Below are 24,680 nucleotides of genomic sequence, written 5' to 3'. Positions count from 1 at the left end.
GGCCTATTCCTCGTTCTTGTAGATTGCGACGATCTTGGCGAGCATCTCGAGCGCTTCGTCGCGCGGGCGCTGGAAGGTGTTGCGCCCGATGATCGAGCCGTTGCCGCCGCCATCGCGAATGTCGCGCGCGTCCTGATAGACCGCGTCCGACCCCTTCGCCGCGCCGCCCGAGAAGACGACGATCCGGCGCCCGGCAAAGCTCGACTGGACGACATGCTTCACGCGGTCCGCCTGGTTCGACCAATCGGTGCCCTCGTACATCGGCTTGGCCTCTTTCTGCTCGATATGATCGCTCGGCAGCTTGACCTTGATGATGTGCGCGCCGAGCAATGCCGCCATGTGCGCGGCATAGGCGCCGACGTCGAGCGCGAGCTCGCCCGACTTGGGCAGCACGCCGCCACGCGGGTACGACCAGATCACCGTGGCGATGCCGACCGACTTGGCTTCGGCGGACATTTCGCGGATCTGGCCGATCATCTCGAACAAATCGTCCGATCCCGGATAGATGGTGAAGCCGATCGCCGCGCAGCCGAGCCGCACCGCGTCCTCGACCGAACCCGTCACCGCCTGGTTGGCGCCCTGCGCCCAGCTGTTCGAGCTGTTGACCTTGAGGATCGTCGGGACCTGGCCGGCAAAGGTCTGTGCGCCCGCCTCGATCATGCCGAGCGGTGCAGCGAATGCCGAGAGGCCGGCGTCGACCGCGAGCTGCCAGTGATAATGCGGGTCATACGCCGCCGGATTGACCGCGAAGCTGCGCGCCGGGCCGTGTTCGAAGCCCTGATCGACCGGGAGAATCACCAATTTGCCGGTGCCGCCGAGCTTGCCGTGCATCAGGATGCGCGCAAGATTTGCCTTGGTAGCAGGGCTATCCGACTCATATTTGTCGAGAATGGCTTGAACTATTGGGGTCATCGACAGCTCTCCGGTTGTGACTCTTTGTGCGGCTGATAGTCAGCCCGGCAATGGACTGCAACGCAGCAATCGTGGGCTAGGCGATTGCGACCTGCGCACTTGCCTTTCGTCGCCGCGCGCGCTTTCGCAGGCGGCATGAGTGATCCCGATACGCATGACCTGTCCCCCGCCGTCACCGCCCTTATGGCGGTTGCCTGCGGGGCGATGGTGGCCAACCTCTATTACGCCCAGACGCTGATCGGCATGATCGGCCCCGACATCGGCCTGTCGCCGTCGGCGGCCGGCGGCATCGTCACGCTGACCCAGCTTGGCTACGGCCTTGGCCTGGCCTTCATCGTGCCGCTGTCCGATCTGATCGAGAACAAGCGGCTGATCATCATCGCCACCGTCGGCGCGGCGCTCGGCTGCATCGGGATCGCGCTGGCGGAGGGGCCGCGGACCTTCCTCGTCGCAGCACTCGCCACCGGGATTTGCTCGGTCGGCGCGCAAGTCCTCGTTCCGCTTGCCGCCAAGCTCAGCAGCGAAGCGCGCCAAGGCCGGACGATCGGGCTGGTGATGAGCGGACTGCTTACCGGGATCATGCTCGCGCGACCGGTCGCGAGCTTCGTTGCGGGCGCGCTGGGGTGGCGCGCCTTGTTCTTCTGGTCGGCTGGCGTCACCGCACTGGTCGGCCTCGCCTTGCTGCTGATGCTGCCATCGCGACGTCCTGACAGCACCCTCACCTATTCCGCGCTGCTGGCCTCCTCGCTCGAACTGCTGCGGCGCTATCCCGTCCTGCGGCTGCGCGCGGCGTATCAGGCGCTGCTGTTCATCGCGTTCAACCTGTTCTGGACCGCGGCGCCGCTCGTCCTCACGCAGCGCTTCGGGCTGGGGGCGAACGGCATCGCCTTGTTCGCGCTTGCCGGCGCGGGCGGCGCGCTTGCGGCACCAATTGCCGGCTATCTCGCCGACAAGGGCCACGCGCGCGCGACGACGCTCGTCGCGCTGGCGCTGCTGATGCTGTCGTTCATCGCCGCCGACCTGGTCGTCGCAGCCGGGGCGCTGATCGCGTTTGCGGTGACCGCGGTGCTGATCGATGCCGCGGTGCAGCTCAATCAGATTTCGGGCCAGCGCATCATCTTCGGGCTCGACAGCGCAGCCGGCGGGCGGATCAATGCCGCCTATATGACGATCGTCTTCGTGTTCGGCGCGAGCGGATCGCTGATCGGCAGCGCGAGTTTCGCGGCGGGCGGTTGGTCGTTCTCGAGCCTGATCGGCGCTGCGATCGGCGGTTTGGCGTTGCTGCTTTATCTGCTGTTCGATCGCCCGTCCGCCCCCCAAGCCGAGCGCGCCAAGGATTGACCGCCCGCGCGATCCGCGACACTCTCGTGCGCTTACGGGGGCGTAGCGATGCGGATTTTATCGAGATTTTCTTGCAGCTTGGCGCTGGTTGTTGCGGCTGCGGCATTGGCGGCCGCGAGCCCGCAACCCAAGGTCGGCGAGCTCGCCCCGCCGTTCGAACTGACGCTGATCGACGGCGGCAAGGTTTCCTCCGACCAGCTTCACGGGCACGTCGTCGTGCTCAACTTCTGGGCGACGTGGTGCGGGCCGTGCAAGCAGGAGCTACCGCTGCTCGACGCGTATTACGAAGCGCAGAAAGGCCACGGCCTCAAGGTCTTCGCGATCGCGACCGAGGATTCGCTCCAGCCGTTCCAACTGAAGAAGCTGTTCGCGGTGATGCACATGCAATCGGCGCGGCGGATCAAGGGGCCCTATGCCGCGATGGCGGGCGTGCCGACCAACTTCATCATCGATCGCGCCGGGCGGCTGCGCTACGCCAAGGCCAGCGCGTTCGAGCTCGGTGAGCTCAATGCGTTACTCGTGCCACTGCTCCAGGAGCCCGTGCCGGCGGGGTGAGCCGCGACCGCCCCTCCCCGGCACCTGCCGGAAAGAAGACGGTCGGCCGGCCGTTTACCGCGAAAGCGCAGCAACCCCCGGCAAGTCCTTGCCTTCCATCCATTCCAGGAACGCACCACCCGCGGTCGAGACGAAGGTGAAGTCGTCGGCCGCGCCCGCCTGGTTGAGCGCCGCGACGGTATCGCCGCCCCCCGCGACCGAAACGAGCGAGCCGCTCTTGGTCAGCGCCGCCGCGGTCTTCGCCAGCGCGACGGTTGCGGTGTCGAACGGCGGCGTCTCGAACGCGCCGAGCGGGCCGTTCCACACCAGCGTGCGGCAGTTCTTGAGCACGTCGGCAAGCGCCTCGGTCGCCGCCGGCCCCACGTCGAGGATCATCTCGTCGGCGGCGACCTCATGGACGTTGACGGTACGAACCGGCGGGTTGGCGCGGAATTCCTTCGCCACCACGACGTCATAGGGCAGATGGATCGTGCAATTGGCTTGCTCGGCTGCTGCGAAGATTTCTTCGGCAGTGCCTGTAAGTTCATGCTCGCACAGGCTTTTCCCGACATCGACGCCGCGCGCCGCGAGGAAGGTGTTCGCCATCCCGCCACCGATGATGAGATGATCGACGCGTGCGACGAGATGCTTGAGCACGTCGAGCTTGGTCGACACCTTGGCGCCACCGACCACCGCCGCGACGGGATGCTCGGGATTGCCGAGCGCCTTGTCGAGCGCGTCGAGCTCGGTCTCCATCGCGCGACCCGCAAACGCCGGGAGCAGATGCGCGAGCCCCTCGGTCGAGGCGTGTGCGCGGTGCGCGGCCGAGAAGGCATCGTTGACGTACAAATCGCCGAGCGCGGCGAGTTCTGCCGCGAACGCCGGGTCGTTCTTTTCCTCGCCGGCATTGAAGCGCGTATTCTCGAGGATCGCGACGTCGCCCGGCTGGAGGTTCGCCATCGCGTCGGCCGCGCCGTCATAGTCGACGAACTGGACCGGACGGCCCAGCACCGTCTCGTATGGCCTGGTCAGGAGTGCCAGCGACATGTCGGGATTGCGCATGCCCTTGGGCCGCCCGAAATGCGCGAGGATCAGCACGATCGCGCCCTTGTCGGACAGTTCGGTCACCGTCGGCAAGGTTGCGCGGAAGCGCGTGTCATCGCTGACTTTTCCGTCTGCCATGGGGACGTTGAGATCTTCGCGGACCAGCACGCGCTTGCCGCGCACGTCGCCCATGTCGTCGAGGGTCTTGAAAGCGCGCGTCACTGAAGAATCCGTCATGGTTCCACCCTGATTGAATCGCCGACGCGGATGATCCCGCCGACAAGAACACGCGAACACGCGCCGCCGCGCCAATCGGGCAGCAATGCTGCCTTCAAGCCGGGCGCGAGCGCTTCCATCCGTTCGCACGGATCGGTCTCGCGTGTGATGGTGAGGACGACATCGTCCCCGATATGCACTTTGGTGCCGGCGCGCTGTGGCAGATCAAGGCCTTCGACGAGCAGGTTCGAACGCCGCTCGAACCACGGCAGGCTGTGGCCGACCTCGGCCATCGCAGCGTCCCAATCGGCACGCTCGATCAACGTGACCTGCCGCCGCCCCTTGCCGCCGGGCTTGATCGTTCCGCGGAAGTCGCCGTGGATCCCGCCGTCAGGCGTGACCTCGACATGATCGACGGTCTCCATCGGCCCCTTGGGTCGGCCGTGGCGCGCGATGCCGGCGAGAACCCCCGTCGCCCCGGCGCAGGCCGGGGCCGCCGCGTCATCCAGCGCATCGCCTGACAACAAAGCGGCCCCGGCCTGCGCCGGAGCGACGGTATCGGTCATCAGAGGAACTTCCCCATCGCGCCGGCGGTATCAACCATCCGGTTCGAGAAGCCCCACTCATTGTCGTACCAGCTGACGACACGGACGAGCTTGCCGTCCATCACTGCGGTCTCGAGGCTGTCGATCGTCGACGACGCCGGCGTGTGGACGATGTCGATCGAGACGAGCGGCTCGTCCGAATAGACCAGCACGCCCTTGAGCGGACCGCTCTCCGACGCTGCCTTGAGGATCGCGTTGACCTCGTCCTTGGTCGTCTCGCGCGACGGCATGAAGGTCAGGTCGATCAGGCTGCCGTCGGGAACGGGAACACGGATCGCCGAGCCGTCAAGCTTGCCCTTGAGCTCGGGAAGCACTTCGCCGACGGCGCGCGCCGCACCGGTGGTGGTCGGGATCATCGACATCGCAGCGGCGCGTGCGCGGCGCAGGTCCGGGTGGATCTGGTCGAGGATCTTCTGGTCGTTGGTGTACGCATGAACCGTCGTCATCAGGCCGCGCTCGATGCCGATCGCATCGTTCAGCACCTTGGCGACGGGCGCGAGGCAGTTGGTCGTGCACGAGGCGTTCGACACGATCGTGTGCTCGGCGGTCAGCTTGTCGTGGTTGACGCCGAACACGACGGTCAGGTCGACGCCCTTGCCCGGGGCCGAGATCAGCACCTTCTTGGCGCCCGCGTCGAGATGCTTCTGGCAGCTCTCGCGGTCGGTGAAGAAGCCGGTGCATTCGAGCACGATGTCAACGCCCAATTCCTTGTGCGGGAGATTGGCGGGGTCGCGCTCGGCGGTGACGCGGATGCGCTTGCCGTCGACGACGAGATCGTTGCCCTCGGCCGAAACCTCACCGGGATATTTGCCGTGGACCGAATCGCGGCTGAACAGCCAGGCGTTCGACTTGGCGTCGGCGAGATCGTTGATCGCCACCAGTTCGAGACCCGTGTCGCCGCGCTCGAGCACTGCACGCGCGACAAGGCGGCCAATGCGCCCAAAACCGTTGATCGCTACCTTGATCGTCATCGTCCTGGCTCCTTAAAGCTTTGCGGTCGATCGGCGGCGCGCCGCCGACTCTTCTTCGATGCGCGCGTCTTTGCGGGCGCGCGGGCAGCGCGTCAACCGCCCCGAACGCGCGTCGAGTGGGGCGGCGTGCGCACGAAGCCGCCTTGTTCGGGCGGTGCGCCATGCTATCTCACTCGGAATGGCAGACACCTCCACCGCTTCGACCCTCGACCGCATCGACCGCGCGCTGGAGCGCATCGAAGCCGCCGCCGCCGCCCGCACCGCCAGCACCGCCGCCCTCCAGAAGCGCCACGAAAAGCTGCGCGCGCGCATGGCCGAAGCCGTCTCGGCGCTCGACGCCGTGATCGCACGCGAGAGCGAAGCCTGATGGCCGACGTCACGCTCGAGATCGGCGATCGCCGCCACGTCGTCTCCTCGCCCGACGGGCAGGAAGACCAGTTGCGCCGGCTCGCCGCGATGCTCGACGCGCATTGGCCGATGGCGGTGCGCGCCTCGGGCGGGCTCAGCGGCGAGCGCACGATGATGTTCGTCGCGCTGATGCTCGCCGACTCGCTCGAGGAGGCCAATCGCCGCCCGGCCGAGATCAAGGACGAGGTGCTGCTCACCACGATCGCGGAGCGGCTCGAATCGCTCGCCAACTCCCTTGAGCAATAGCGGCACAGCGCCTATATTGATCTGTGGCGGGCACTGCCCGGTACGAGCCTTTATTATCCCTGAGGCTATTCATCATCCAAGGGGGTTGTCCCTGCTAGGGTCTTGGCCCGAAGCACATGATCCCCACCTGACGTACCGCGCGTCAGAGGATAACCCGGCACACGGCCACGGCGGTCCCGCCACCGCTTTCCATACCTTGCGACGCCTCCGTCGCCCCGGCGCAGGCCGGGGCCGGCCAGCGGCGCGCGCATGGCCAGCCTTACGCGCCCGACACAGCGGCCCCGGCCTACGCCGGGGCGACGGCGCGTGATCGACAAACGGGCTCTGCGCGCGCGCATCCGCGCCGAGCGCGACGCCTTCTTCGCAGACGGCCCTCCCGCCATCGTGGCGCCGCCAGAATTGCTTGCGCTGCTCACGCCCGGCCTGACCGTCACCTCCTACGTCCCGATCGGCAGCGAAGCGGACCCCGCCCCGCTCGCCCGCGCCGCAGTCGAGGCAGGATGCAGCATCGCGCTGCCGCATGTGACGATTCGCACCGAACCGATGCGCTTCCTTGCCTGGGATAGCGAAGCTGCCCTTCAGGCGGGCCCCTATGGCCTCAGCCAGCCCCCCAGCGATGCAAGCGCGCTAGTCCCCGACATCATCCTGACACCGCTGCTCGCGTTCGACGCCAAGCTCGACCGGCTCGGCCAGGGTGCGGGCTATTACGACCGAGCCTTCGCGCAATTCCCGCAGGCCCGCCGCATCGGTGTTGCGTGGAGCGTGCAACAGGTCGACAGCTTGCCGACCGATCCGTGGGACATGCCGCTCCACGCGATCATCACCGAAACCGGATGGAGCGAACGTCGATGACCCCTAGCTGGCGCAAACCGGTTGGTATGCTCGCCATCCTCGCCTTGATTGGCCTGTGGTGCGTCGTCGCGGCGAGTCTGTCGGGCGTCGTGGGCCAGTGGCACCCGCTGCTGCAGGCGCTGTTCTACCTCGTCGCGGGAATCGCGTGGATCTGGGTCTTGCCGCTGCGGCGCATGCTGGCGTGGATGGAAACCGGCATCTGGTGAACCGAGCATGATTCGCGGGGCGATGTCCCCGCGTGCTGCAAACGCGCACGTGCAATCTGGCTGAAGCATGAGCCTTGGCCGGAGTTACATAATGTAATGTCTGGGATCTAAGTCCGCGAAACGCCATCCCAATTGAGGGAATGGCGCGAGTGACGGGACTCGAACCCGCGACCTCCGGCGTGACAGGCCGGCGCTCTAACCAACTGAGCTACACCCGCTTATTCAGCGTGAGGCGCGTCTCTATGGGGGTGACTCCTGACTGTCAACCGCCCGTTTCACCTTCTTCCGAAGAATTTGCAAAATTGCTGCGGCGGCGCTGGGTCAAGGTCCCGTGTTCAAACAGGAAACCGGCGATATCGGGTTTCCCCGCCGCCCCCAGCACGGTTTGCAGGATAATCAGCAACGGCACGGCGAGCAGCGTTCCCGCCGTCCCCCACACCCACGACCAGAACGAAATCGACACGAGAATCATGATCGGGTTGATCGTCAGACGGTGCCCGACGATCAGCGGGGTGATCGCATTGGCCTCGACCAGATGGCAGCCGATCATCACGAACGCCGGCACCAGCGCGACCCAGATGTCGTGAAAGGTCATCAACCCGCCGAGCGCGAGCAGCAGCGCGGCGGTGATCGGCCCGAAATAGGGTACGTAATTGAGCAAGGCGACGATCCCGCCCCACATCAGCGGAAACGGCATGCCCATCACGTACAGCAGCCCCGAGATCGCCAATCCGAGCGCGAGGTTGATGATCGTGATCGTCCCGAGATAGGCCGAGGTATCGTCGACCACGTTCTGGATGACGCGCGCGGTCGCCATCGCGCCGCCGAAACTCGAGCGGCTGGTGATCGTGCGGCGACGCAGCCGCGTCCAGCCCGACAGGAAAAAGAAGACGACGAGGATCCCGAAGAACACCTGGACGATCACCGACGGCGCAAAGCTCGCGGCGAGTTCGAGGATCGAGCTCGGCGGCGTCACCGCAGCCGTCGGTGGCGCCTTGACCGGGCCCGTCGCGGCGAGGTGCTGCACCGTGCGATTGAGGTATTTCTGGAAGCTCGCATAGAGATCGATCAGCGGAGCGATGTTCATCTGGATGCGGTCGATCCGCTCGGGCAGCCGCCGAAAGAACTCGGTGGCGGGCACGATGATCGCTGCCAGCGCGACGTTTGCCGCGACGAGGAACAGCAGGACGCAGGTCAGCGCCGCGAGCGCCGACGGCACGCGCCGCCGCTCGAGCCATTCGAGAATCGGAACGAGCGCGATCGCGATCACCAGCGCCGCGGTCGTCGGCAGGAAGAACTCCGCCCCCGCCTTGAGCGCGAACGGCAAGGCGACTGCCAGCCCCACGCCGGCAATGAGCGTCAGCGCCGCGAGCAAGCGATCGCGCCGCATCGCGATCCGCCATTCATCCTCGGGCTCCTCGGTCGGAACCGGGGGGAGTTCGAACGCCCCACTCGTGCTGTTGTCGCGTTCTGCCATGCGCGCGACCGTAGCGGCATTCCCACGCCACGCAAACGGCGCTAGCCATAGCCTTATGTCCGATCTTCTCCTCGTTATCGACGAAGGCACGACCTCGACTCGTGCCATGCTGTTCCAGCCCGACGGCCAGTGCCGCGCGACCAAGGCGCTCGAGCTCACCCAGCACTATCCGGCGCCCGGGCGAGTCGAGCATGACGCGCGCGAAATCTGGGAGAAGACGCTCGCGGTGACTCGCGCCGTGATCGCGGAGGCGGGCGGTGCCGAGAAGATCGCGGCGATCGGGATCACCAACCAGCGCGAGACCGTGGTGTTCTGGGACCGCGAGACCGGCGAGCCCTTGAGCCCGGCAATCGTCTGGCAGGACCGCCGCACCGCCGCGACCTGCCGCGACCTCAAGGAAGCCGGCAACGAACCGATGGTCCAGGCCAAGACCGGCCTGCTGCTCGACCCGTATTTCTCGGGGAGCAAGATCGGCTGGGCGATGCAGAACTGGCCAGAGGTCAAGGCGGCGGGCAAGCGTCTCGCGGTCGGCACCGTCGAGAGCTGGCTGATCTGGAAGCTGACGGCCAACGAAAATCGGGGTGGCCTGCACATCACCGATGCGACCAATGCCAGCCGCACCGCGCTGATGGCGATCGGCAGCGGCAATTGGGACGACGGGTTGATCGACCTGTTCGGCGCACCGCGTGCCGCCTTGCCCGAGATCGTCGATTGCGCAGGCCGCTTCGGCGAGACGACGCTGTTCGGCGCCGCAATCCCGATCTGCGGCATCGCGGGCGACCAGCAAGCCGCGACGATCGGCCAATCGTGCCTCAAAGTCGGCGAAACCAAGGCGACCTTCGGCACCGGCGCGTTCGTGCTGAGCCAGGCCGGCCCGACGCCCCCCACATCGCGCAATCGCTTGCTCTCGACGATCGTGTGGCAGCTCGACGGGCGGCGCGCCTATGCGCTCGAGGGCTCGGTGTTCGTCGCGGGCAGCTTGATCAAATGGCTGCGCGACGAGGTCGGGCTGATCGGCAGCGCGGCCGAGACCGAGGCGCTTGCGCACAGCGTGGCCGACAATGGCGGCGTCTATTGCGTCCCCGCACTGTCGGGGCTCGGCGCGCCGTGGTGGGAGCCCGACGCGCGCGGATCGATCTCGGGCCTGAGCTTCTCGACCGGCAAGGCGCATATCGTCCGTGCCGCGCTCGAGGCGATGGCGCACCAGGCGCACGACCTCAAGACCGCCTTCGCCGCCGACGGGGTCGACTGGAAGAGCGTGCGGATCGATGGCGGGATGGTCGCCAACAACTGGATGGCGCAGGACATGGCCGACATCCTCGGCGTCTGCGTCGAACGGCCCAAGTTCGCCGAGACCACCGCGCTCGGCGCGGCGATGCTCGCCGGGATCGGCTGCGGGCTGTTCGAGGATCTCGCCGCGGCGAGCGTGATGCGCGGTGCGGTCGAAACGTTCGAGCCGCAAATTGCCGCCGATGCGCGTGACGCGCGGCTCGACGGCTGGCGCGCCGCCGTCCAACGCGTCATCGCGGCACCGTGAAGCGCGGCAAGCGTCGCGCGACCGCGCTGTCACCCAAGGATTCCAGATGATCGACCACGCACCCGCCACGCCTGCTCCGCGCCGCGGGATCGGTTTCATTTTCAAGGGCAAGGACGGTCTGCGCGCCGGGTGGAGCCTGGCGATCTTCCTCGCGATCTTCAGCGCGTTGATGGTGGTGGCAAGCGTCATTATCCGGCCCAAGCCGCCCGGCCCGGGCCTGCCGCAACCGTTGCTCGGGTCGCTCGTCCCCGAGGCCGCATTCTGCGTCGCGGTGCTTGTCTCAGGACTGCTGCTGTCGCTGATCGAGCGGCGGCGGTTCGCAAGCTACGGCTTGCGGCGCGAACGGCGGGGGAAGGATCTGCTCGCCGGCATGGGCTGGGGTGCGGCGATGCTGTCGCTGCTGATCGGCCTGATGGCGCTGTGCGGCGCGCTGGTATTCGACGGCGTCGCGCTCGGCGCGGGTGCGGCCTTGGGATATGGCGCGGCGTGGTTCGGCTTCTTCTGCCTCGTCGGCCTGTTCGAGGAATTCCTCACGCGCGGCTTTTTGCAATATACGCTCGCGCGGGGTGTCGCCGGCCTGATCGCTTCGGTTTCGCCGAGCGCTCGCTCAGCACGGACGATCGGCTTCTGGGTCGCGGCAGCGGTCTTTTCGGTCGGGCTGTTTGCCGCCGGGCATATCTCGAACGTCGGCGAATCGGCGATGGGGCTGGTCAGCGTCGCGCTTGCCGGGCTGACCTTTGCCTATGCGCTCTATCGCACGGGCTCGTTGTGGTGGGCGATCGGCTTCCACGCGACGTGGGACTGGGCGCAGTCCTTCCTCTACGGCGTTCCCGATTCGGGGATGATGATGGAAGGCCATCTGCTCGCGACGCATCCGACTGGCGCGGCCTTGCTGTCGGGCGGGGCGACCGGCCCCGAGGGCAGCGTGCTGATCGTCCCGACCTTGCTGCTGACGATCCTCATCATCCACCGCACGCTGCCGCGCCGCGCGACCGCCTTCGACGCCTGAACATCACAAAGCGCGCGGGCGGAGCCGGACACTTGGCTCGCGCGCGGCCAGCCGACGCAGGATCAGCGCGAGCATCCAGCCCGCCGCGAGGATGAGGAACGGCATCGCGGGATAATGATAGCGTGTCTGGCCGGTAAAGCCGAACGCCGTCAGCGTCGCGAACGCCGGCATGCAGCCGAGCAGCAGCAGCGGGGCGCGCTCCCAGCGTCCACGGATCCGATCGCGCACAGCGATGCCGAGCGCGAACAGGCCAAGACCGACGAGCGCCATGTAATAGAGCTGGTCGAGCCCCTGCACCGCGCGCCACAACGACGAGCCATCGGGATAGGTCTTTTCGAGCGACCAGAAGGCGTCCGAATCCTTCAGCCACAGCAACACCATCTTGCGGATGCCGAGCACGCTCCATTGTGCGGGATGCGCCGCGATCCAGTGTGTCGCGCGCGCCTTGAAGCGGCGGTCGAGCTCGACCTGCTGCGCGACGCGCTGGCTATAGGGGATGCCGACCGTCTCGTCCCAATAGGGCGTGCGCTCCCACGCGAACCAGTCGCCCGTCGCACGATCGTTCGCGCCGTAGAACAAGGCGACGCCACCATTGGTCGAGACCGGCACGAACGCCCCCATCTGCGCGACGTTGCGCAGCGACCAGGGCAGCACCACCGCCGCCAGCGTGAGATGCACCAAAACCGCCGCCCGCAGCGCATCGCGCCAGCGGAAATCGCGGAACGCCAGCAGCATCGCGACGATCACGCCGATCGGGAATAGCATCATCTGTGCGCGCAGCAGCGTCGCCAACCCGAACAGCGCGCCAGCGCCGATCAGCGCGAGGCTGCGCTTGCGTCCGACGATCATCAGCACGAAAGCCCCCATGCCGATCGCGGTCGACGCGGTCTCGGAACACGGCTGTCCGACATAGGCGATGTGCGCGGGATAGAGCGCATACAGCAGCAACGCGATTCGCGTCGCCAGCGCGCCTGCGCCAAGCGCCCGACCGAGCCACACGATCGCGCCGAGGATCATCGCGACCGACACGAGGTTGACCAGCAACGGCCCGAACAGCCCGGGCCCGAACAGCAGCATGCTCCCCGCGAGCAGCGCCGGGTAGCCGACTGGCCAGAACGCGGTCGGGTGCCCAGCCTCCTGATAGCCCATGCCGCGCGCCAGCTCGGCGGCGCGGACCATGTACCATTCACCGTCGGAAACGGGATCCTGCGGCAGCAGCACCAGCATGGCGAGCCGTAACAGCAGCGCAAGCGCGAACAGCGCGGGCACGACCCATGGCGCGGTCTCGATCGTCGCGATCCGTGCGCTCAGTGATCGAGTCGCCGCCATACCCCGCCCTTCTCTATTCCCCATGACAGAGCAAAGCGTCAAAGACGTGCAGACGGCCAGCGCGTTAAGACCGAATTTACCATATGCACGGGCAAAACCGTTGCCGCGGCGTTAACGGAGCTGGTTAAAGTCCTTTGGCGGGACCGGCGGCGGCGTTACGCGACCGCGATAAGTCGATCCTCGAATAGCGCCTTCAAGTCCTTTTTGAGGATCTTGCCATTGGCGTTGCGCGGCAAGGTGTCGTCGACGAAGCGGATCGCGACGGGCGTCTTGAAGATCGCCAGCCGCGCGCGAACCCATGCCTGGAGCTCGGCCTCGCTCACGCTCGTGCCGGGCCGCAGATGGACCACCGCCGCCGGCTCCTCGCCCAAGGTGCGGTGCGGCAAGCCGATCAGCGCGCAGTCGGTCACCGCTGGGTGCGCGTAGAGGACGTTCTCGACCTCGGACGAATAGATGTTCTCGCCGCCGCGGATGATCATGTCCTTGGCGCGGTCGACGATGTAGAGGAAACCCTCGGCATCGAGCCGCGCGAGATCGCCGGTGCGCACCCATCCGTCGACGAAGGTCGCCGCGGTCGCCTCGGGCTTGTTCCAATAGCCTTTCACGATCATCGGGCCGCGCGCCCACAATTCGCCGACTTCGCCGATCGGCAGCTCGGTCGTCCCATCCTCGTCCATGATCTTGAGATCGGCGACGGGGGCCGGCGGCCCGGCGCTGGTCGGCCGTGCGAGATAATCCTCGCCGCCATGCCCGGTGACGGTCGCCATCGTCTCGGTCATCCCCCAGCCGTTCGATGGCAGCGCGCCGAATTCGGTGAAGATCCGCCGCACCAGCTCGGGCGCCGAGGGCGCGCCGCCATAAGCGATCGCCTCGAGCGAGGACAGATCGTACTTCGCGCGGTCGGGATGCTCGAGGATCTGCCACGCGATCGTCGGCACGCCACCGGTAACCTGCACCTTCTCGCGCTCGATGATTTCCATCGCGCGGACGGTGTCCCATTTGCGCATGAAGACGAGCGTGTTGCCCGCCGCGATCGACATCATCATCGTCGCGCTGCACGCGGTGACGTGGAACATCGGGATCACGGTGAGAAAGGTCTTGGGCTCGGGCGCCGGCGGCGCCTCGCCGCGCCGCAGGAAGGCACGCGCGCCGCCGAACGCCGAGGTCAGGATGTTGGTCGTGAGGTTGCGATGCGTCCCCAGCGCGCCCTTGGGATGGCCCGTCGTCCCGCTGGTATAGAAGATCGTCGCATCGTCGTCGGTCGCGATCTCGGCCGTGGGCAAGTCGCGCTCGGGGAGTGTCGCATAGCCGGTCGGCGTGCCGATCAGGTCCTCGAGCCGAACCGCATCCGCGCCGAGCGCGACCGAGGCGCGCGCGACGACGGTAGTCTCGACCGCCGCAAACGCCGCGCCCTCCGCCACCAGTCGCTGATAGCGCTCGTCATCGACGAACAGCAGCCGGCAACCCGAATCGGTGATGCCATACGCCAGCTCGCCCGCGGTCCACCATGCGTTGAGCGGCACGATAATCGCACCGATGCTTGCCGCGGCAAAGAAGATCACCGGCCATTCGGGCAGATTGCGCATCGCCAGCCCGACACGATCGCCCTTGCCGATTCCCATCTCGACCAGCGCGTGCGCCAGCGTCGCGACCGCGCGGAAATTGGCGTCGTAGCTGACGCGTTCGTCCTCATAGACAGTGAAGATCCGATCGCCATGCGCGCGCGATGCCGCGATCAGCCAGGCGAGCGTCGGTGGGGCGTGCTTCCATACGCGAGTCGGGATGCCGCGGATCGGGATCGTCTCGATCTCGAACTTGCCACCCGGCGCGACCAGCGCCGCCTCGACTTGCGGCAACGTCATCCTGGGCCAGGCCGGATCGAGCGCGACGAGCGGTTCGATATCCACGATCATCTCTCCTCAAGCGCGCCAGATACCCGGTGAGTTGAAACTCGGGTTTGCCGCGGAACACTGTTTCAGCAAGGTTAGTGTTGATTCGTGCGCCACTCAAGGCAATAGGGTGTCATCGCTTTCGAACAGGGGGTATGGAAACCACGATGGCTGTAAACCTGCCCCCCGCCGCGCGGTTCGACTCAGGCCGTCTTGCCCGGATCGATGCCTTTCTCAAGGAACGCTATCTCGATTCGGGAAAGCTGCCGAACGCGCAGCTGCTGATCGCGCAGCGTGGCGAGATCGTGCATTTCTCCTCGCAAGGCGCGGCGCGCGAAGGTGGCGTCACGGCGATCGATGAGGGCTCGCTGTTCCGCATCGCCTCGATGACCAAGCCGATCACCTCGATCGCGTTCATGATGCTGGTCGAGGAAGGCAAGGTCGCGCTCGATACGCCGGTTCACCACGTGCTGCCCGAATTCAAGGATATCGGCGTCTATAATGGCGGCGGCGCGGGCGTGCCGTTCCAGACCCGGCCGACGAGCGACCCGATGCGGATGGTCGATCTGCTGCGCCATACCGCGGGGCTGACCTACGGCTTCCAGAACCGCTCGAATATCGATGCCGCGTACCGCGAGGGGCGGATCGAGAATTGGCATGGCGGGCTCGATCTCGACGGGCTCGTCGCCGCGCTCGGCCGGCTGCCGCTCGAATTCTCGCCCGGCAGCGCGTGGAATTACTCGGTCGCGACCGACGTGCTCGGCGCGGTCGTCGCGCGCGTCTCGGGGCTTTCGCTGCCCGATTTCTTCGCAACGCGCATCTTCGCGCCGTTGAAGATGGACGACACCTTCTTCCACGTCCCCGCCGACAAGATCGACCGGCTGACCGATTGCTACACGCTCGCCGCCGGCAAGGGCCGCGTGCTCTACGATCGCGGCGAGGCGAGCGCGTGGAGCAAGCCGCCCAAGCTCGTCTCGGGCGGCGGCGGGCTGGTCTCGACCGCGCTCGATTATCATCGTTTCTGCACGATGCTGCTGAACGGCGGCGAGCTCGACGGCACGCGGATCGTCGGGCGCAAGACGATCGAGCTGATGACGATGAACCACCTCCCCGGCGGCGCGGATCTCTCGACGCTGTCGAAATCGCTGTTCAGCGAGGCGGCGAATGCCGGCACAGGTTTCGGGCTCGGCTTCGCAGTGAATATCGACGTCGCGCGCTCGATGATCCCGGGGTCGGTCGGCGAATATTATTGGGGCGGCATGTTCTCGACCGCCTTCTTCGTCGATCCCGTCGAGCAGCTGCACATGGTGTTCATGACGCAGGTCTCACCGTCGAACATCTACCCGATCCGACGCGAGTTGAAGACGTTGATTTACAGTGCCTTGACCTAACCCATCCGTCGCCCCGGCGCAGGCCGGTGCCGCTGGGTCGGGCGCGCGTCGCTGACGTCGCGGACCACCTCCAGCGGCCCCGGCCTTCGCCGGGGCGAACGCCCGTAGCAGGAGAGAAGAATGACCGGCCCGATCACCACCGAACTCCACGACGACGTCCTCGTCATCATTTCGAACAACCCGCCGGTCAACGCGCTCGGCGCGGCCGTGCGGCAGGGGCTCGAGGCGGGGATCAAGCAAGGCCTCGCCGATCCGCAGGTCAAGGCGATGGTGATCCGCTGCGACGGCCGCACCTTCTTCGCGGGCGCCGACATCACCGAGTTCGGCAAGCCGATGCAGGAGCCGGGCCTCCCCACCGTGGTCGACATGATCGAAGCGTCGGACAAGCCGGTTATCGCCGCGATCCACGGCACCGCGCTGGGCGGCGGGTGCGAGGTGACGCTCGGCTGCCACTATCGCATCGCCGTGCCGAGCGCGAAGATCGGCACGCCCGAGGTCAAGCTCGGCCTGCTTCCCGGTGCCGGCGGAACGCAGCGCATCCCGCGCATCGCCGGGGTCAAGCTCGCGCTCGAAATGACCGCCAAGGGCGATCCGATCCCGGCCAAGATTGCGCTGTCGGCCGGACTGATCGACAAGCTCGCAGGCGAGGACAGCCTCGAAGCCGACGCGATCGCCTTTGCGCGCGAAATTGCCGATACCAAGCCCCTGCCCCGCGCCCGCGAGAAGGTCGCGCAGGCCGACCCCGACGCCGTCGCCGCGTTCAAGAAGGACAACGCCAAGCGCTTCCGCGGCTTCGACGCGCCTGCTGCCAACATCGCCTGCGTCGAGAAAGCCGCCGACGGATCGAGCTTCGACGAAGGCATCGCCTTCGAGCGCCAGGAATTCATGAAGCTGATGATGGGCGTCCAGTCCGCTGCACAGCGCCACATCTTCTTCGCCGAGCGCCAGGCCGCCAAGATCGACGGCATCGACCCCAAGATCGCGCTGCGCGAGATCAAGCGCGTCGGCGTGATCGGCGCGGGCACGATGGGCGGCGGCATCTCGATGAACTTCCTGTCGGCGGGCATCCCCGTGACGATCGTCGAAATGGCGCAGGACGCGCTCGATCGCGGTGCCGGCACGATCCGCAAGAATTACGAGGCCTCGGCCGCCAAGGGCCGCTTGAAGCCCGAGCAGGTCGAGGCAGCGATGGGCGCGCTCAACCCGACGCTCGATTTCGAGGCGCTCGCCGAGTGCGACCTCATCATCGAGGCGGTGTACGAGAATATGGACGTGAAGAAGGAGATTTTCACCCGCCTCGACGCGCTCGCCAAGCCCGGCGCGATCCTCGCCTCGAACACCTCGTATCTCGACATCGACGAGATCGCCTCGGTCACCAAGCGACCCGGCGATGTGGTCGGCATGCACTTCTTCTCGCCCGCCAACGTGATGAAGCTGCTCGAGGTCGTCCGCGGCGCGCAGACCGAGGACGATGTGCTCGCCACCGTGATGGGCCTCGCCAAGACGATCAAGAAGGTCGCGGTGGTCGCCGGCGTGTGCGACGGGTTCATCGGCAACCGGATGCTCAAGCCCCGCCAGGTCGAGGCGATGAAGCTGCTGATGGAAGGCGCCACCCCCGAGCAGATCGACCGCGTCCATGTCGCGTTCGGCATGCCGATGGGGCCGTTCCAGATGAGCGATCTCGCCGGCGTCGATATCGGCTGGCACCGCGACCCCAACCGCATCGAGAACATCCGCGACGCGCTCGCCGCCGAAGGGCGCTGGGGGCAGAAGACCGCCAAGGGCTTCTACGATTATGACGAGAAGCGGAACCCGACGCCCAGCCCACGGGTCGCCGAGATCATCGAGGATTTCCGCTCGAAATCGAACATGCAGAAGCGCGAGATCAGCGATGAGGAGATCGTCGAGAAGACGCTCTACACGATGGTCAACGAAGGCGCGTTGATCCTCGAGGAGAAGATGGCGCAGCGCGCGAGCGACATCGATGTGGTATGGATCTACGGCTATGGCTGGCCGGTCTATCGCGGCGGGCCGATGTTCTGGGCCGATACCGAGGGGCTCAAGAAGATCGTCGCCGGGCTCGAGAAGCACGGCTTCGCGGTGGCGGAACTGCTCAAGTCGAAGGCGGAAAGCGGCGGTCGGTTCAATGGATGAGCAAACCGCCGTCGCCCCGGCGAAGGCCGGGGCCGCTGGGAGTGAGGCACCCGACTCGCATCACGGCAGGACGACCCCGGCCTCCGCCGGGGTGACGGGGGTCCGGTCCGCGCTCCAGACCGCCGCCGCAATCCGCGCCGGTGAGACCACCGCGCTCGCCGAGTGCGATGCCGCGATCGCGCGGATCGAAGCCGGCGACGGCGAGATCAACGCCGTCGTCGTCCGCGATTTCGATCGCGCGCGCGATGCCGCGCGCGCGATCGACGCGGCCCCAAAGGACGCGACAAGCGTGCTGCTCGGCGTGCCGATGACGGTCAAGGAAAGCTTCGATGTCGCCGGGCTCGTCTCGTGCTGGGGCTTTGCCGAACACGCCGATTTCGTTGCGACCGAAGACGCGGTCCAGGTCACGCGGCTCAAGCAAGCCGGCGCGGTGATCCTCGGCAAGACCAACGTCCCCGTCGCGCTCGCCGATCTCCAGACCAACAACCCGGTCTATGGCCGCACGCGCAATCCGATCGATCCTCACCGCGTGCCCGGGGGATCGTCGGGCGGCGCGGCGGCGGCACTCGCCGCGGGGTTCGTGGCCGTCGAGATCGGCTCGGACATTGGCGGATCGATTCGCCTGCCCGCTGCCTTTTGCGGCGTGTGGGGCCACAAGCCGACGTACAACGCGCTCAACGCGTTCGGCCACAATTTCCCGCGCACGCAAAGCTGCGGGGTGGCGCTCAACGTCGCCGGGCCGCTCGCGCGCGATCCCGACGATCTCGAGGCGCTGTTCGGCGTGATGGGCGGCGACGCGCTCGCCCGCCCAGCGCCGCGCGGAGCCGGCGAATGGCGGATCCTGCTGCTTCCGGAACATCCGCTCGCGCGCTCGCAAGCGTCGATCCAGGAAGCGATCGCCGCGGTCGGTGCGGCGTTCCGCGCGGAAGGCGCGCAGGTCGACGATGCCAGCGCCTTGCTGCCAGATCTCGTCGCGCAACACGGCGCCTATATCCACATGCTGCTCGTCGCGATGGCGCGCGGCGCGCCGATGGACGGCGGGCAACCGCTTCCGCTGCCCGACTGGTTCACGCTGGTCGATGCGCAGGCCAAGAGCCGTCGCGATTGGGCACGGCTGTTCGGCGCCTATGACGCGGTGATCGCGCCCGCCTGGGGCACCACCGCCTATCACCATGACGACACCCCGCTCGCGACGCGGATCGCGATGATCGACGGTGTCGACACGCAAGCCGCGCTGCAAATGGCCTATCCCGGCCTCGCCACCTTCCCGATGCTGCCCGCGACGAGCGTGCGGATCGGCACCGACCCGGACGGCCTGCCGATCGGGGTCCAAGTGATCGCCGATTACAATCGCGACTTCACCGCGATCGCGGTGGCGCGCGCCGCCCATGCCTTGATGAGGAGTTGATTCCATGACGCAAGACCTCGACACTTTCCGCAGCGAAACCCGCGCCTGGCTCGAAGCCAATTGCCCGCCCGAAATGCGCCAACCCGTCCGCTCCGAAAAGGACGCGTGCTGGGGCGGCCGCAATCCTGATTTCCAGCCTGGGCAAAAGGAATGGATGGACGCGATGGCGTCGCGCGGCTGGACCGTGCCCGATTGGCCCAAGGCGTATGGCGGCGGTGGCCTGTCGCCTGCCGAAACCAAGATCCTGCGCGAGGAGATGGCGGCGATCAAGGCGCGCAACCCGCTCAATTCGTTCGGCATTTCGATGCTCGGGCCGGCATTGCTGAAATACGGCACCGAGGAGCAGAAGCTCGAATATCTCACCAAGATCGCGCGTGGCGAGATCCGCTGGTGCCAGGGCTATTCCGAGCCCAATGCCGGATCGGATCTCGCGAGCCTTGCGACTTCGGCCGAGGATGCCGGCGATCATTACATCGTCAACGGCCAGAAGGTGTGGACGTCATACGCCGACAAGGCCGACTGGATCTTCTGCCTCGTCCGCACCGACAAGAGCAGCAAGCAGGGCGGGATCAGCTTCGTGCTGTTCGACATGGCGAGCGAAGGCGTCTCGACCAAGCCGATCCTGCTGATCTCGGGCTATTCGCCGTTCTGCGAGACCTTCATGGACAATGTGAAGGTGCCCAAGTCGCAGCGCATCCATGAAGAGAATAAGGGCTGGGACGTCGCCAAGTATCTGCTCGGGCATGAGCGCGAGATGATCTCGGGCATGGGGCTCGCCTCGACCGGCGGTAACCCGCTGCTCGACGGTGCAATCGCGACGATCGGGCTCGATTCGGAAGGGCGGCTCGCCGATCCGCTGCTGCGCGCGGCGATTGCGACGTTCGAGGTCCGCGCGAAAGCATTCGGATCGATGTCCGAGCGCTTCATCGACGAGCTGAAGGCCGGTCGCGCACACCCGGCACAGCCCTCGATGATGAAATATTACGGCACCGAGCTCAACAAGAGCCGCCACGAGCTGATGATGGCATCGGGCGGATCGGACGCGCTCGAGTGGGAAAGCGAAGGCTCGCGCGGCGGCGCCGAGGCGCGCGCCTGGCTGCGCACCAAGGCCAATTCGATCGAGGGCGGGACGAGCGAGGTCCAGCTCAACATCATCGCCAAGCGCATCCTTGAATTGCCGGCGTAAGCAACGTCGCCCCGGCGAAGGCCGGGGCCGCCGCGTTGCCGCGCGCAACGCCGCGAGTGCACGTATCACAGCGGCCCCGGCCTTCGCCGGGGCGACGGAGTTTAGCAATGCCCCTGTTTCTCAACGAAGACCAAACCGCCCTGCAGGACACGATCCGCGATTTCGTCGGCGAGCAGGCGCCCGTCAGCCACATGCGCGGGCTTCGTGACGCCAAGGATGCGACCGGCTTCAGCCGCGACCTGTGGAAGAGCTTCGCCGAGATGGGCTTCACCGGCCTCCTGATCGGCGAGGATGAAGGCGGGCTCGGGCTCGGCCATGTCGAGGCGGGCGTCGTGCTTGAGGAGATCGGTCGCAACCTGTCGCCCTCGCCGTTCCTCACTACCGCAGTCGCGGCGGTCGAGGCGCTCAAGGGCACGGCGCATGCCGCACGCTGGTTCCCCGGCATCATCGCTGGCGACACCGTCGCTGCGCTCGCGATCGACGAGGCCGCCAAGCACCGCGACAGCGTCGGCCTCACCGCCGAGCGTTCGGGGAACGGCTTCAAGCTGACCGGCAAGAAGCAGTTCGTCACGCACGGCCACGTCGCCGACCTGCTGATCGTCGCCGCGCGCACCGCGGGCAGCGCCGACGATGCCGAGGGCGTGACGCTCTTCGCGATCCCCAAGGACGCCGCCAACCTCACCGCGACCCCTGAGCGCCTTGCCGACGCGAGCCTCGCCGCGCGGCTCGAGTTCGATGGCGTCGAGGTCGATGCCGATGCGGTGATCGGCGACGTCGATGGCGGCCGCTCGCCGCTCGACCGGCTGCTGCGCGCCGGCCGGACCGGCGCCTCGGCCGAATTGCTCGGCGTCGGTGGCGGCGCGATGGACATGACGGTCGGCTATCTCAAGCAGCGCAAGCAGTTCGGCACGTTGATCGGCAGCTTCCAGGCGCTCCAGCATCGCGCCGCGCACCTCTATTCGGAGATGGAAGTCGCGCGCGCCGCCGTGCTGAAAGCCCAGCAACTGCTCGATCTCGACAGCCCGCATGCCGACACCGCGGTCTCGGTCGCCAAGGCGATGACCGCGCTCGCGACGACGCTGTCGGTGCAGGAAGGCGTCCAGATGCACGGCGGGATCGGTATGACCGACGAATATGACATCGGCTTCTACATGAAGCGCGCGCGCGTGCTGGCCGAGATGTTCGGCGATGCCAACTTCCACGCCGACAAGGTGGCACGCGCGGCGGGGTATTGATTCCCCACGGAACGAGGAGGGGGACCGCGCGGCTTCTTCAGCCGAGTGGTGGAGGGGGACCTCCACCAGCACCAGGCCCGAGGCACGCCCCCTCCACCGTTCGATCAATGCTCACGGTCCCCCTCCCCGTTCTGGGGAGGAAGCGTTAAGGCACACCATGACCGACCCAACCCCCGCCCAACTTGCCCAGAACCTCGTCGACTTGCTCGACATCGAGGAAATCGACACCGATCTCTATCGCGGCATTCGCGGCACCGACGGTTTCGGCCGCGTGTTCGGCGGGCAAGTCATCGCGCAGGCGCTGCAGGCGGCGCAGCGTTCGACCGATGTCCCCAAGCAAGCGCATTCGCTCCACGCCTATTTCATGCGCGCGGGCGACGAGAGCCACCCGATCCTCTACCGCGTCGTGCGTGATTTCGACGGCAAGAGCTTCGCCACGCGCCGCGTCATCGCGACGCAGCGGGGGCTTCCGATCCTCAACCTGGCCTGCTCGCTGCAAGTCCCCGAAGGCGGCCTCGCGCATCAGGACGCGATGCCGGACGTGCCGCCGCCCGAGGATCTGACCAGCGACCGCGAGCTGCGCCTCGCAATGATCGACCGCATCCCCGAGAAATTCCGCGCGATGTTCCTGCGCCCGCGCATGGTCGACATCCGCCCGGTCAGCCCCCGCAGCTGGCTTGATCCGGTCGAGCAGGAGCCCCGCCAGAACAGCTGGTTCCGCGTCGTCGCGCCGATCGGCGATGACCCAGCGCTGCACCGCGCGATCCTGGCGTACGCTTCCGACATGTCGCTGCTCGGCACCGCGACGCTGGCGCACGGCGTCAACTGGATGACGCACAAATTGCAGACCGCCAGTCTCGACCACGCGCTGTGGCTGCACGAGGATTTCCGCGCCGACGACTGGCTGCTCTATGTGTGCGACAGCCCCTGGGCAGGCCATGCGCGCGGTTTCAACCGCGGCAAGATCTTCGCGCGCGACGGGCGGCTCGTCGCGAGCGTCGCGCAGGAAGGGCTGATCCGCCTGCGCGAGTGACCGCTACACCGCCGTTTTGCCATATTCCTGCTTGGTCACCGGATGGCTGCTCGACAGACCGCCATCGACCGCGATCGCCTGCCCATTGACGTAGCTCGCCGCATCGGAAGCGAGGAACGCCGCGACTTCGGCCAGTTCCTCGGGCTGCGCGCCACGCCGCAATGGGTTGAGCCGGCCTACGCGATCTATCTTCCCCGCCTCGCGCGCATAATCGAAGGTCGGCTTGGTCATCCCCGTTTCGGTCAGCCCCGGGCAGATCGCATTGACGCGGACGTTCGAGCCCGCAAGCTGCTGCGCCGACACCATCGCAAGGTTGATCACGCCCGCCTTCGACGCCGAATAGGCCGGCGACCCCGCCCCCGAGCGGATTCCCGCGACACTCGCGGTCAGCACGATCGCGCCGCCGCCGCGTTCGGCGATCTTGGGGGCAGCGTGCTTGATCGCCAGGAACGGCCCGATCAGATTGACGCGAAGCACTTCGGTGATCAGCGCGACATCGGTGTCGAACAGGTTCGCCATCCCACCCGAAATGCCCGCATTGGCGAACATGATATCGAGCCCGCCATAATATTCGCACGCGACGTTGACCGCGCGGATCACGTCGTCCTCGTTGCCCGCGTCGATCTGGATCGCGTGCGCCGCGCCGCCCGCCCGCTCGATCATCGCGGCGGTTTCGTGGACCGTTTCGCTCTGATCGGCGACGATCACGCTGCCCCCGTCCTTCGCGAACAGCAAAGCCGTCGCGCGCCCGATCCCCGAGCCCGCCCCAGTGACGATGATCGATTTTCCGCTGAACCGTGCCATTGCATCCTCCGTCGCCCCGGCGAAGGCCGGGGCCGTTTCGTTTGAGGCACACGCGTGCCAAGCCACACACCCGCCCCGGCCTCCGCCGGGGCGACGGCGTTAAATGGTAACCCCGCCATCGAGCACGATCGTCTGCCCGGTCATGAAGCTGCTCGCCGCGCTGGCGAGGAAGACGACCGCTCCGGCAATCTCCTCGGGCTCGCCGATCCGGCGCAAGGGCACGGTCTTGTTCGCTGCCTCGATCCGCTCGGGATCCTCCCACAGCGCGCGCGCGAAATCGGTCTTGATCAGCCCGGGCGCGATGCAGTTGACGCGGACGTTGTCGGGCCCGAATTCATGCGCGAGGTTGCGCGCGAGCTGCATGTCGGCGGCCTTGGAGATGCAGTACGCGCCGATCACGGTCGACCCGCGCAAGCCCCCGATCGAGGATACGATGACGATGCTGCCCGACCGGCGTTCGCGCATCTCGGGCGCGACCATCGAAATCAGCCAGTGGTTCGAGACGATATTGTTGTCGAGAATCTTGCGGAACTGCTCGTCGGCGATCCCGGCTTGCGGGCCGTAATAGGGGTTCGACGCGGCGTTGCAGATGAGCACGTCGATCTGGCCGAACGCGGCCCGGGTAGCATCGACGAGGTGCTGCAGCCCCGCTTTGTCCGAGATGTTGGCGGCAACCGCGATCGCCGTGTCGTCGCCGAAGCGCGCGTTGAGCTCGGCGGCGACAGCGTCGCAGGCGTCCTGCTTGCGGCTCGAGATGACGACCTTGGCGCCATGCTCGGCAAGCTCGAACGCGCTCGCCTTTCCGATCCCGCGCGAGGACCCGGTGACGATAGCGACTTTGCCGGTAAGATCGAATTGCGACATTCTTGCTCCCCTCCCGCTTGCGGGAGGGG

23 protein-coding genes and 1 tRNA gene are annotated in these 24,680 nt (G+C 66.9%); 14 read left to right on the top strand and 10 right to left on the bottom strand.

Annotated features, from left to right (window positions below; all coding sequences use genetic code 11):
• Nucleotides 1–3 precede the first annotated feature (3 nt).
• Complete coding sequence (locus tag ACP7C5_RS04015) at nt 4–912, bottom strand: class I fructose-bisphosphate aldolase (protein ID WP_133189402.1); 909 nt, start codon at nt 910–912, stop codon at nt 4–6.
• 135 nt (nt 913–1,047) lie between these two features.
• Between ACP7C5_RS04015 and ACP7C5_RS04010 the strand changes: the two genes are divergently transcribed.
• Together ACP7C5_RS04010 and ACP7C5_RS04005 are read left to right on the top strand one after the other, a co-directional pair.
• The gene (locus ACP7C5_RS04010; RefSeq protein WP_426263250.1) at nt 1,048–2,253 is read left to right on the top strand and encodes an MFS transporter; all 1,206 of its coding nucleotides are present in this window, start codon (nt 1,048–1,050) and stop codon (nt 2,251–2,253) included.
• A gap of 48 nt (nt 2,254–2,301) precedes the next feature.
• Nucleotides 2,302–2,808 (top strand): TlpA family protein disulfide reductase, encoded by a 507-nt coding sequence (locus tag ACP7C5_RS04005; RefSeq protein WP_426263249.1) that lies wholly within the window; start codon nt 2,302–2,304, stop codon nt 2,806–2,808.
• 54 nt (nt 2,809–2,862) lie between these two features.
• Here the strand turns inward: ACP7C5_RS04005 and ACP7C5_RS04000 are convergent, their stop codons facing one another.
• From ACP7C5_RS04000 to gap, 3 genes are all read right to left on the bottom strand, one after another.
• Nucleotides 2,863–4,068: a phosphoglycerate kinase gene (locus ACP7C5_RS04000; protein WP_426263248.1), complete on the bottom strand. Its 1,206-nt coding sequence runs from the start codon at nt 4,066–4,068 to the stop codon at nt 2,863–2,865.
• Nucleotides 4,065–4,472, bottom strand: coding sequence for an MOSC domain-containing protein (locus ACP7C5_RS03995; RefSeq protein WP_426263385.1), 408 nt, complete (start codon nt 4,470–4,472; stop codon nt 4,065–4,067). The genes ACP7C5_RS04000 and ACP7C5_RS03995 overlap by 4 nt, the downstream gene beginning before the upstream one ends.
• Nucleotides 4,473–4,612: 140 nt before the next feature.
• Nucleotides 4,613–5,623 (bottom strand): type I glyceraldehyde-3-phosphate dehydrogenase, encoded by a 1,011-nt coding sequence (gene gap / locus ACP7C5_RS03990; protein WP_133189407.1) that lies wholly within the window; start codon nt 5,621–5,623, stop codon nt 4,613–4,615.
• Between the two features lie 178 nt (nt 5,624–5,801).
• On the opposite strand from gap, the gene ACP7C5_RS03985 reads away from it, so the two are divergent.
• The 4 genes from ACP7C5_RS03985 to ACP7C5_RS03970 all read left to right on the top strand — a co-directional run bounded on the left by ACP7C5_RS03985 (nt 5,802) and on the right by ACP7C5_RS03970 (nt 7,335).
• Entirely contained in the window at nt 5,802–5,990 is a 189-nt protein-coding gene (locus tag ACP7C5_RS03985) for a hypothetical protein (protein ID WP_133189408.1), read from the top strand.
• Nucleotides 5,990–6,277 (top strand): cell division protein ZapA, encoded by a 288-nt coding sequence (locus ACP7C5_RS03980; RefSeq protein ID WP_133189409.1) that lies wholly within the window; start codon nt 5,990–5,992, stop codon nt 6,275–6,277. The genes ACP7C5_RS03985 and ACP7C5_RS03980 overlap by 1 nt, the downstream gene beginning before the upstream one ends.
• A 306-nt stretch (nt 6,278–6,583) precedes the next feature.
• Nucleotides 6,584–7,129 carry a 5-formyltetrahydrofolate cyclo-ligase gene (locus ACP7C5_RS03975; protein WP_426263247.1) on the top strand — a complete coding sequence of 182 codons (546 nt, stop codon included), beginning with the start codon at nt 6,584–6,586 and terminating at the stop codon, nt 7,127–7,129.
• Nucleotides 7,126–7,335, top strand: a complete 210-nt coding sequence (locus ACP7C5_RS03970) for a DUF2842 domain-containing protein (RefSeq protein ID WP_133189411.1) — start codon at nt 7,126–7,128, stop codon at nt 7,333–7,335. The genes ACP7C5_RS03975 and ACP7C5_RS03970 overlap by 4 nt, the downstream gene beginning before the upstream one ends.
• 141 nt (nt 7,336–7,476) lie before the next feature.
• Here the strand turns inward: ACP7C5_RS03970 and ACP7C5_RS03965 are convergent.
• A tRNA-Asp gene (locus tag ACP7C5_RS03965) sits at nt 7,477–7,553 on the bottom strand.
• Between the two features lie 44 nt (nt 7,554–7,597).
• A complete protein-coding gene (locus tag ACP7C5_RS03960) occupies nt 7,598–8,812 on the bottom strand; it encodes an AI-2E family transporter (RefSeq protein ID WP_133189412.1) in 1,215 nt (404 codons plus the stop codon).
• 55 nt (nt 8,813–8,867) lie between these two features.
• On the opposite strand from ACP7C5_RS03960, the gene ACP7C5_RS03955 reads away from it, so the two are divergent.
• Complete coding sequence (locus ACP7C5_RS03955) at nt 8,868–10,349, top strand: FGGY family carbohydrate kinase (RefSeq protein WP_426263246.1); 1,482 nt, start codon at nt 8,868–8,870, stop codon at nt 10,347–10,349.
• 46 nt (nt 10,350–10,395) lie between these two features.
• A complete protein-coding gene (locus ACP7C5_RS03950) occupies nt 10,396–11,358 on the top strand; it encodes a CPBP family intramembrane glutamic endopeptidase (RefSeq protein WP_426263245.1) in 963 nt (320 codons plus the stop codon).
• 3 nt (nt 11,359–11,361) lie between these two features.
• On the opposite strand, the gene ACP7C5_RS03945 is transcribed toward ACP7C5_RS03950, so the two are convergent.
• A complete protein-coding gene (locus tag ACP7C5_RS03945; RefSeq protein ID WP_426263244.1) occupies nt 11,362–12,687 on the bottom strand; it encodes a hypothetical protein in 1,326 nt (441 codons plus the stop codon).
• A gap of 155 nt (nt 12,688–12,842) precedes the next feature.
• Nucleotides 12,843–14,600: a class I adenylate-forming enzyme family protein gene (locus tag ACP7C5_RS03940; protein WP_426263243.1), complete on the bottom strand. Its 1,758-nt coding sequence runs from the start codon at nt 14,598–14,600 to the stop codon at nt 12,843–12,845.
• A gap of 131 nt (nt 14,601–14,731) precedes the next feature.
• Between ACP7C5_RS03940 and ACP7C5_RS03935 the strand changes: the two genes are divergently transcribed.
• From ACP7C5_RS03935 to ACP7C5_RS03910, 6 genes are all read left to right on the top strand, one after another.
• Nucleotides 14,732–15,967, top strand: a complete 1,236-nt coding sequence (locus ACP7C5_RS03935; protein WP_426263242.1) for a serine hydrolase domain-containing protein — start codon at nt 14,732–14,734, stop codon at nt 15,965–15,967.
• Between the two features lie 120 nt (nt 15,968–16,087).
• Nucleotides 16,088–18,121 carry a 3-hydroxyacyl-CoA dehydrogenase NAD-binding domain-containing protein gene (locus ACP7C5_RS03930; RefSeq protein ID WP_426263241.1) on the top strand — a complete coding sequence of 678 codons (2,034 nt, stop codon included), beginning with the start codon at nt 16,088–16,090 and terminating at the stop codon, nt 18,119–18,121.
• On the top strand, nt 18,114–19,529 hold the full coding sequence (locus ACP7C5_RS03925; RefSeq protein ID WP_426263240.1) for an amidase family protein: 1,416 nt from the start codon (nt 18,114–18,116) through the stop codon (nt 19,527–19,529). Before ACP7C5_RS03930 ends, ACP7C5_RS03925 begins: the two co-directional genes overlap by 8 nt.
• 4 nt (nt 19,530–19,533) lie before the next feature.
• Nucleotides 19,534–20,715 (top strand): acyl-CoA dehydrogenase family protein, encoded by a 1,182-nt coding sequence (locus tag ACP7C5_RS03920; protein ID WP_133189426.1) that lies wholly within the window; start codon nt 19,534–19,536, stop codon nt 20,713–20,715.
• Between the two features lie 107 nt (nt 20,716–20,822).
• On the top strand, nt 20,823–21,950 hold the full coding sequence (locus tag ACP7C5_RS03915) for an acyl-CoA dehydrogenase family protein (protein WP_189675259.1): 1,128 nt from the start codon (nt 20,823–20,825) through the stop codon (nt 21,948–21,950).
• A gap of 157 nt (nt 21,951–22,107) precedes the next feature.
• A complete protein-coding gene (locus tag ACP7C5_RS03910) occupies nt 22,108–22,983 on the top strand; it encodes an acyl-CoA thioesterase (RefSeq protein WP_426263239.1) in 876 nt (291 codons plus the stop codon).
• Nucleotides 22,984–22,986: 3 nt separating this feature from the next.
• Here the strand turns inward: ACP7C5_RS03910 and ACP7C5_RS03905 are convergent, their stop codons facing one another.
• Together ACP7C5_RS03905 and ACP7C5_RS03900 are read right to left on the bottom strand one after the other, a co-directional pair.
• Nucleotides 22,987–23,787, bottom strand: coding sequence for an SDR family NAD(P)-dependent oxidoreductase (locus tag ACP7C5_RS03905; RefSeq protein ID WP_426263238.1), 801 nt, complete (start codon nt 23,785–23,787; stop codon nt 22,987–22,989).
• A 99-nt stretch (nt 23,788–23,886) separates the two neighbouring features.
• On the bottom strand, nt 23,887–24,651 hold the full coding sequence (locus ACP7C5_RS03900) for an SDR family NAD(P)-dependent oxidoreductase (protein WP_426263237.1): 765 nt from the start codon (nt 24,649–24,651) through the stop codon (nt 23,887–23,889).
• Nucleotides 24,652–24,680: the final 29 nt, after the last annotated feature.

Source organism: Sphingomonas sp. PWP1-2 (assembly GCF_049898305.1).
Classification (GTDB): Bacteria; Pseudomonadota; Alphaproteobacteria; order Sphingomonadales; family Sphingomonadaceae; genus Sphingomonas; species Sphingomonas glacialis.
Note: the sequence above shows the minus strand (reverse complement) of the source record. Positions and strands in the feature narration are given on the sequence as shown.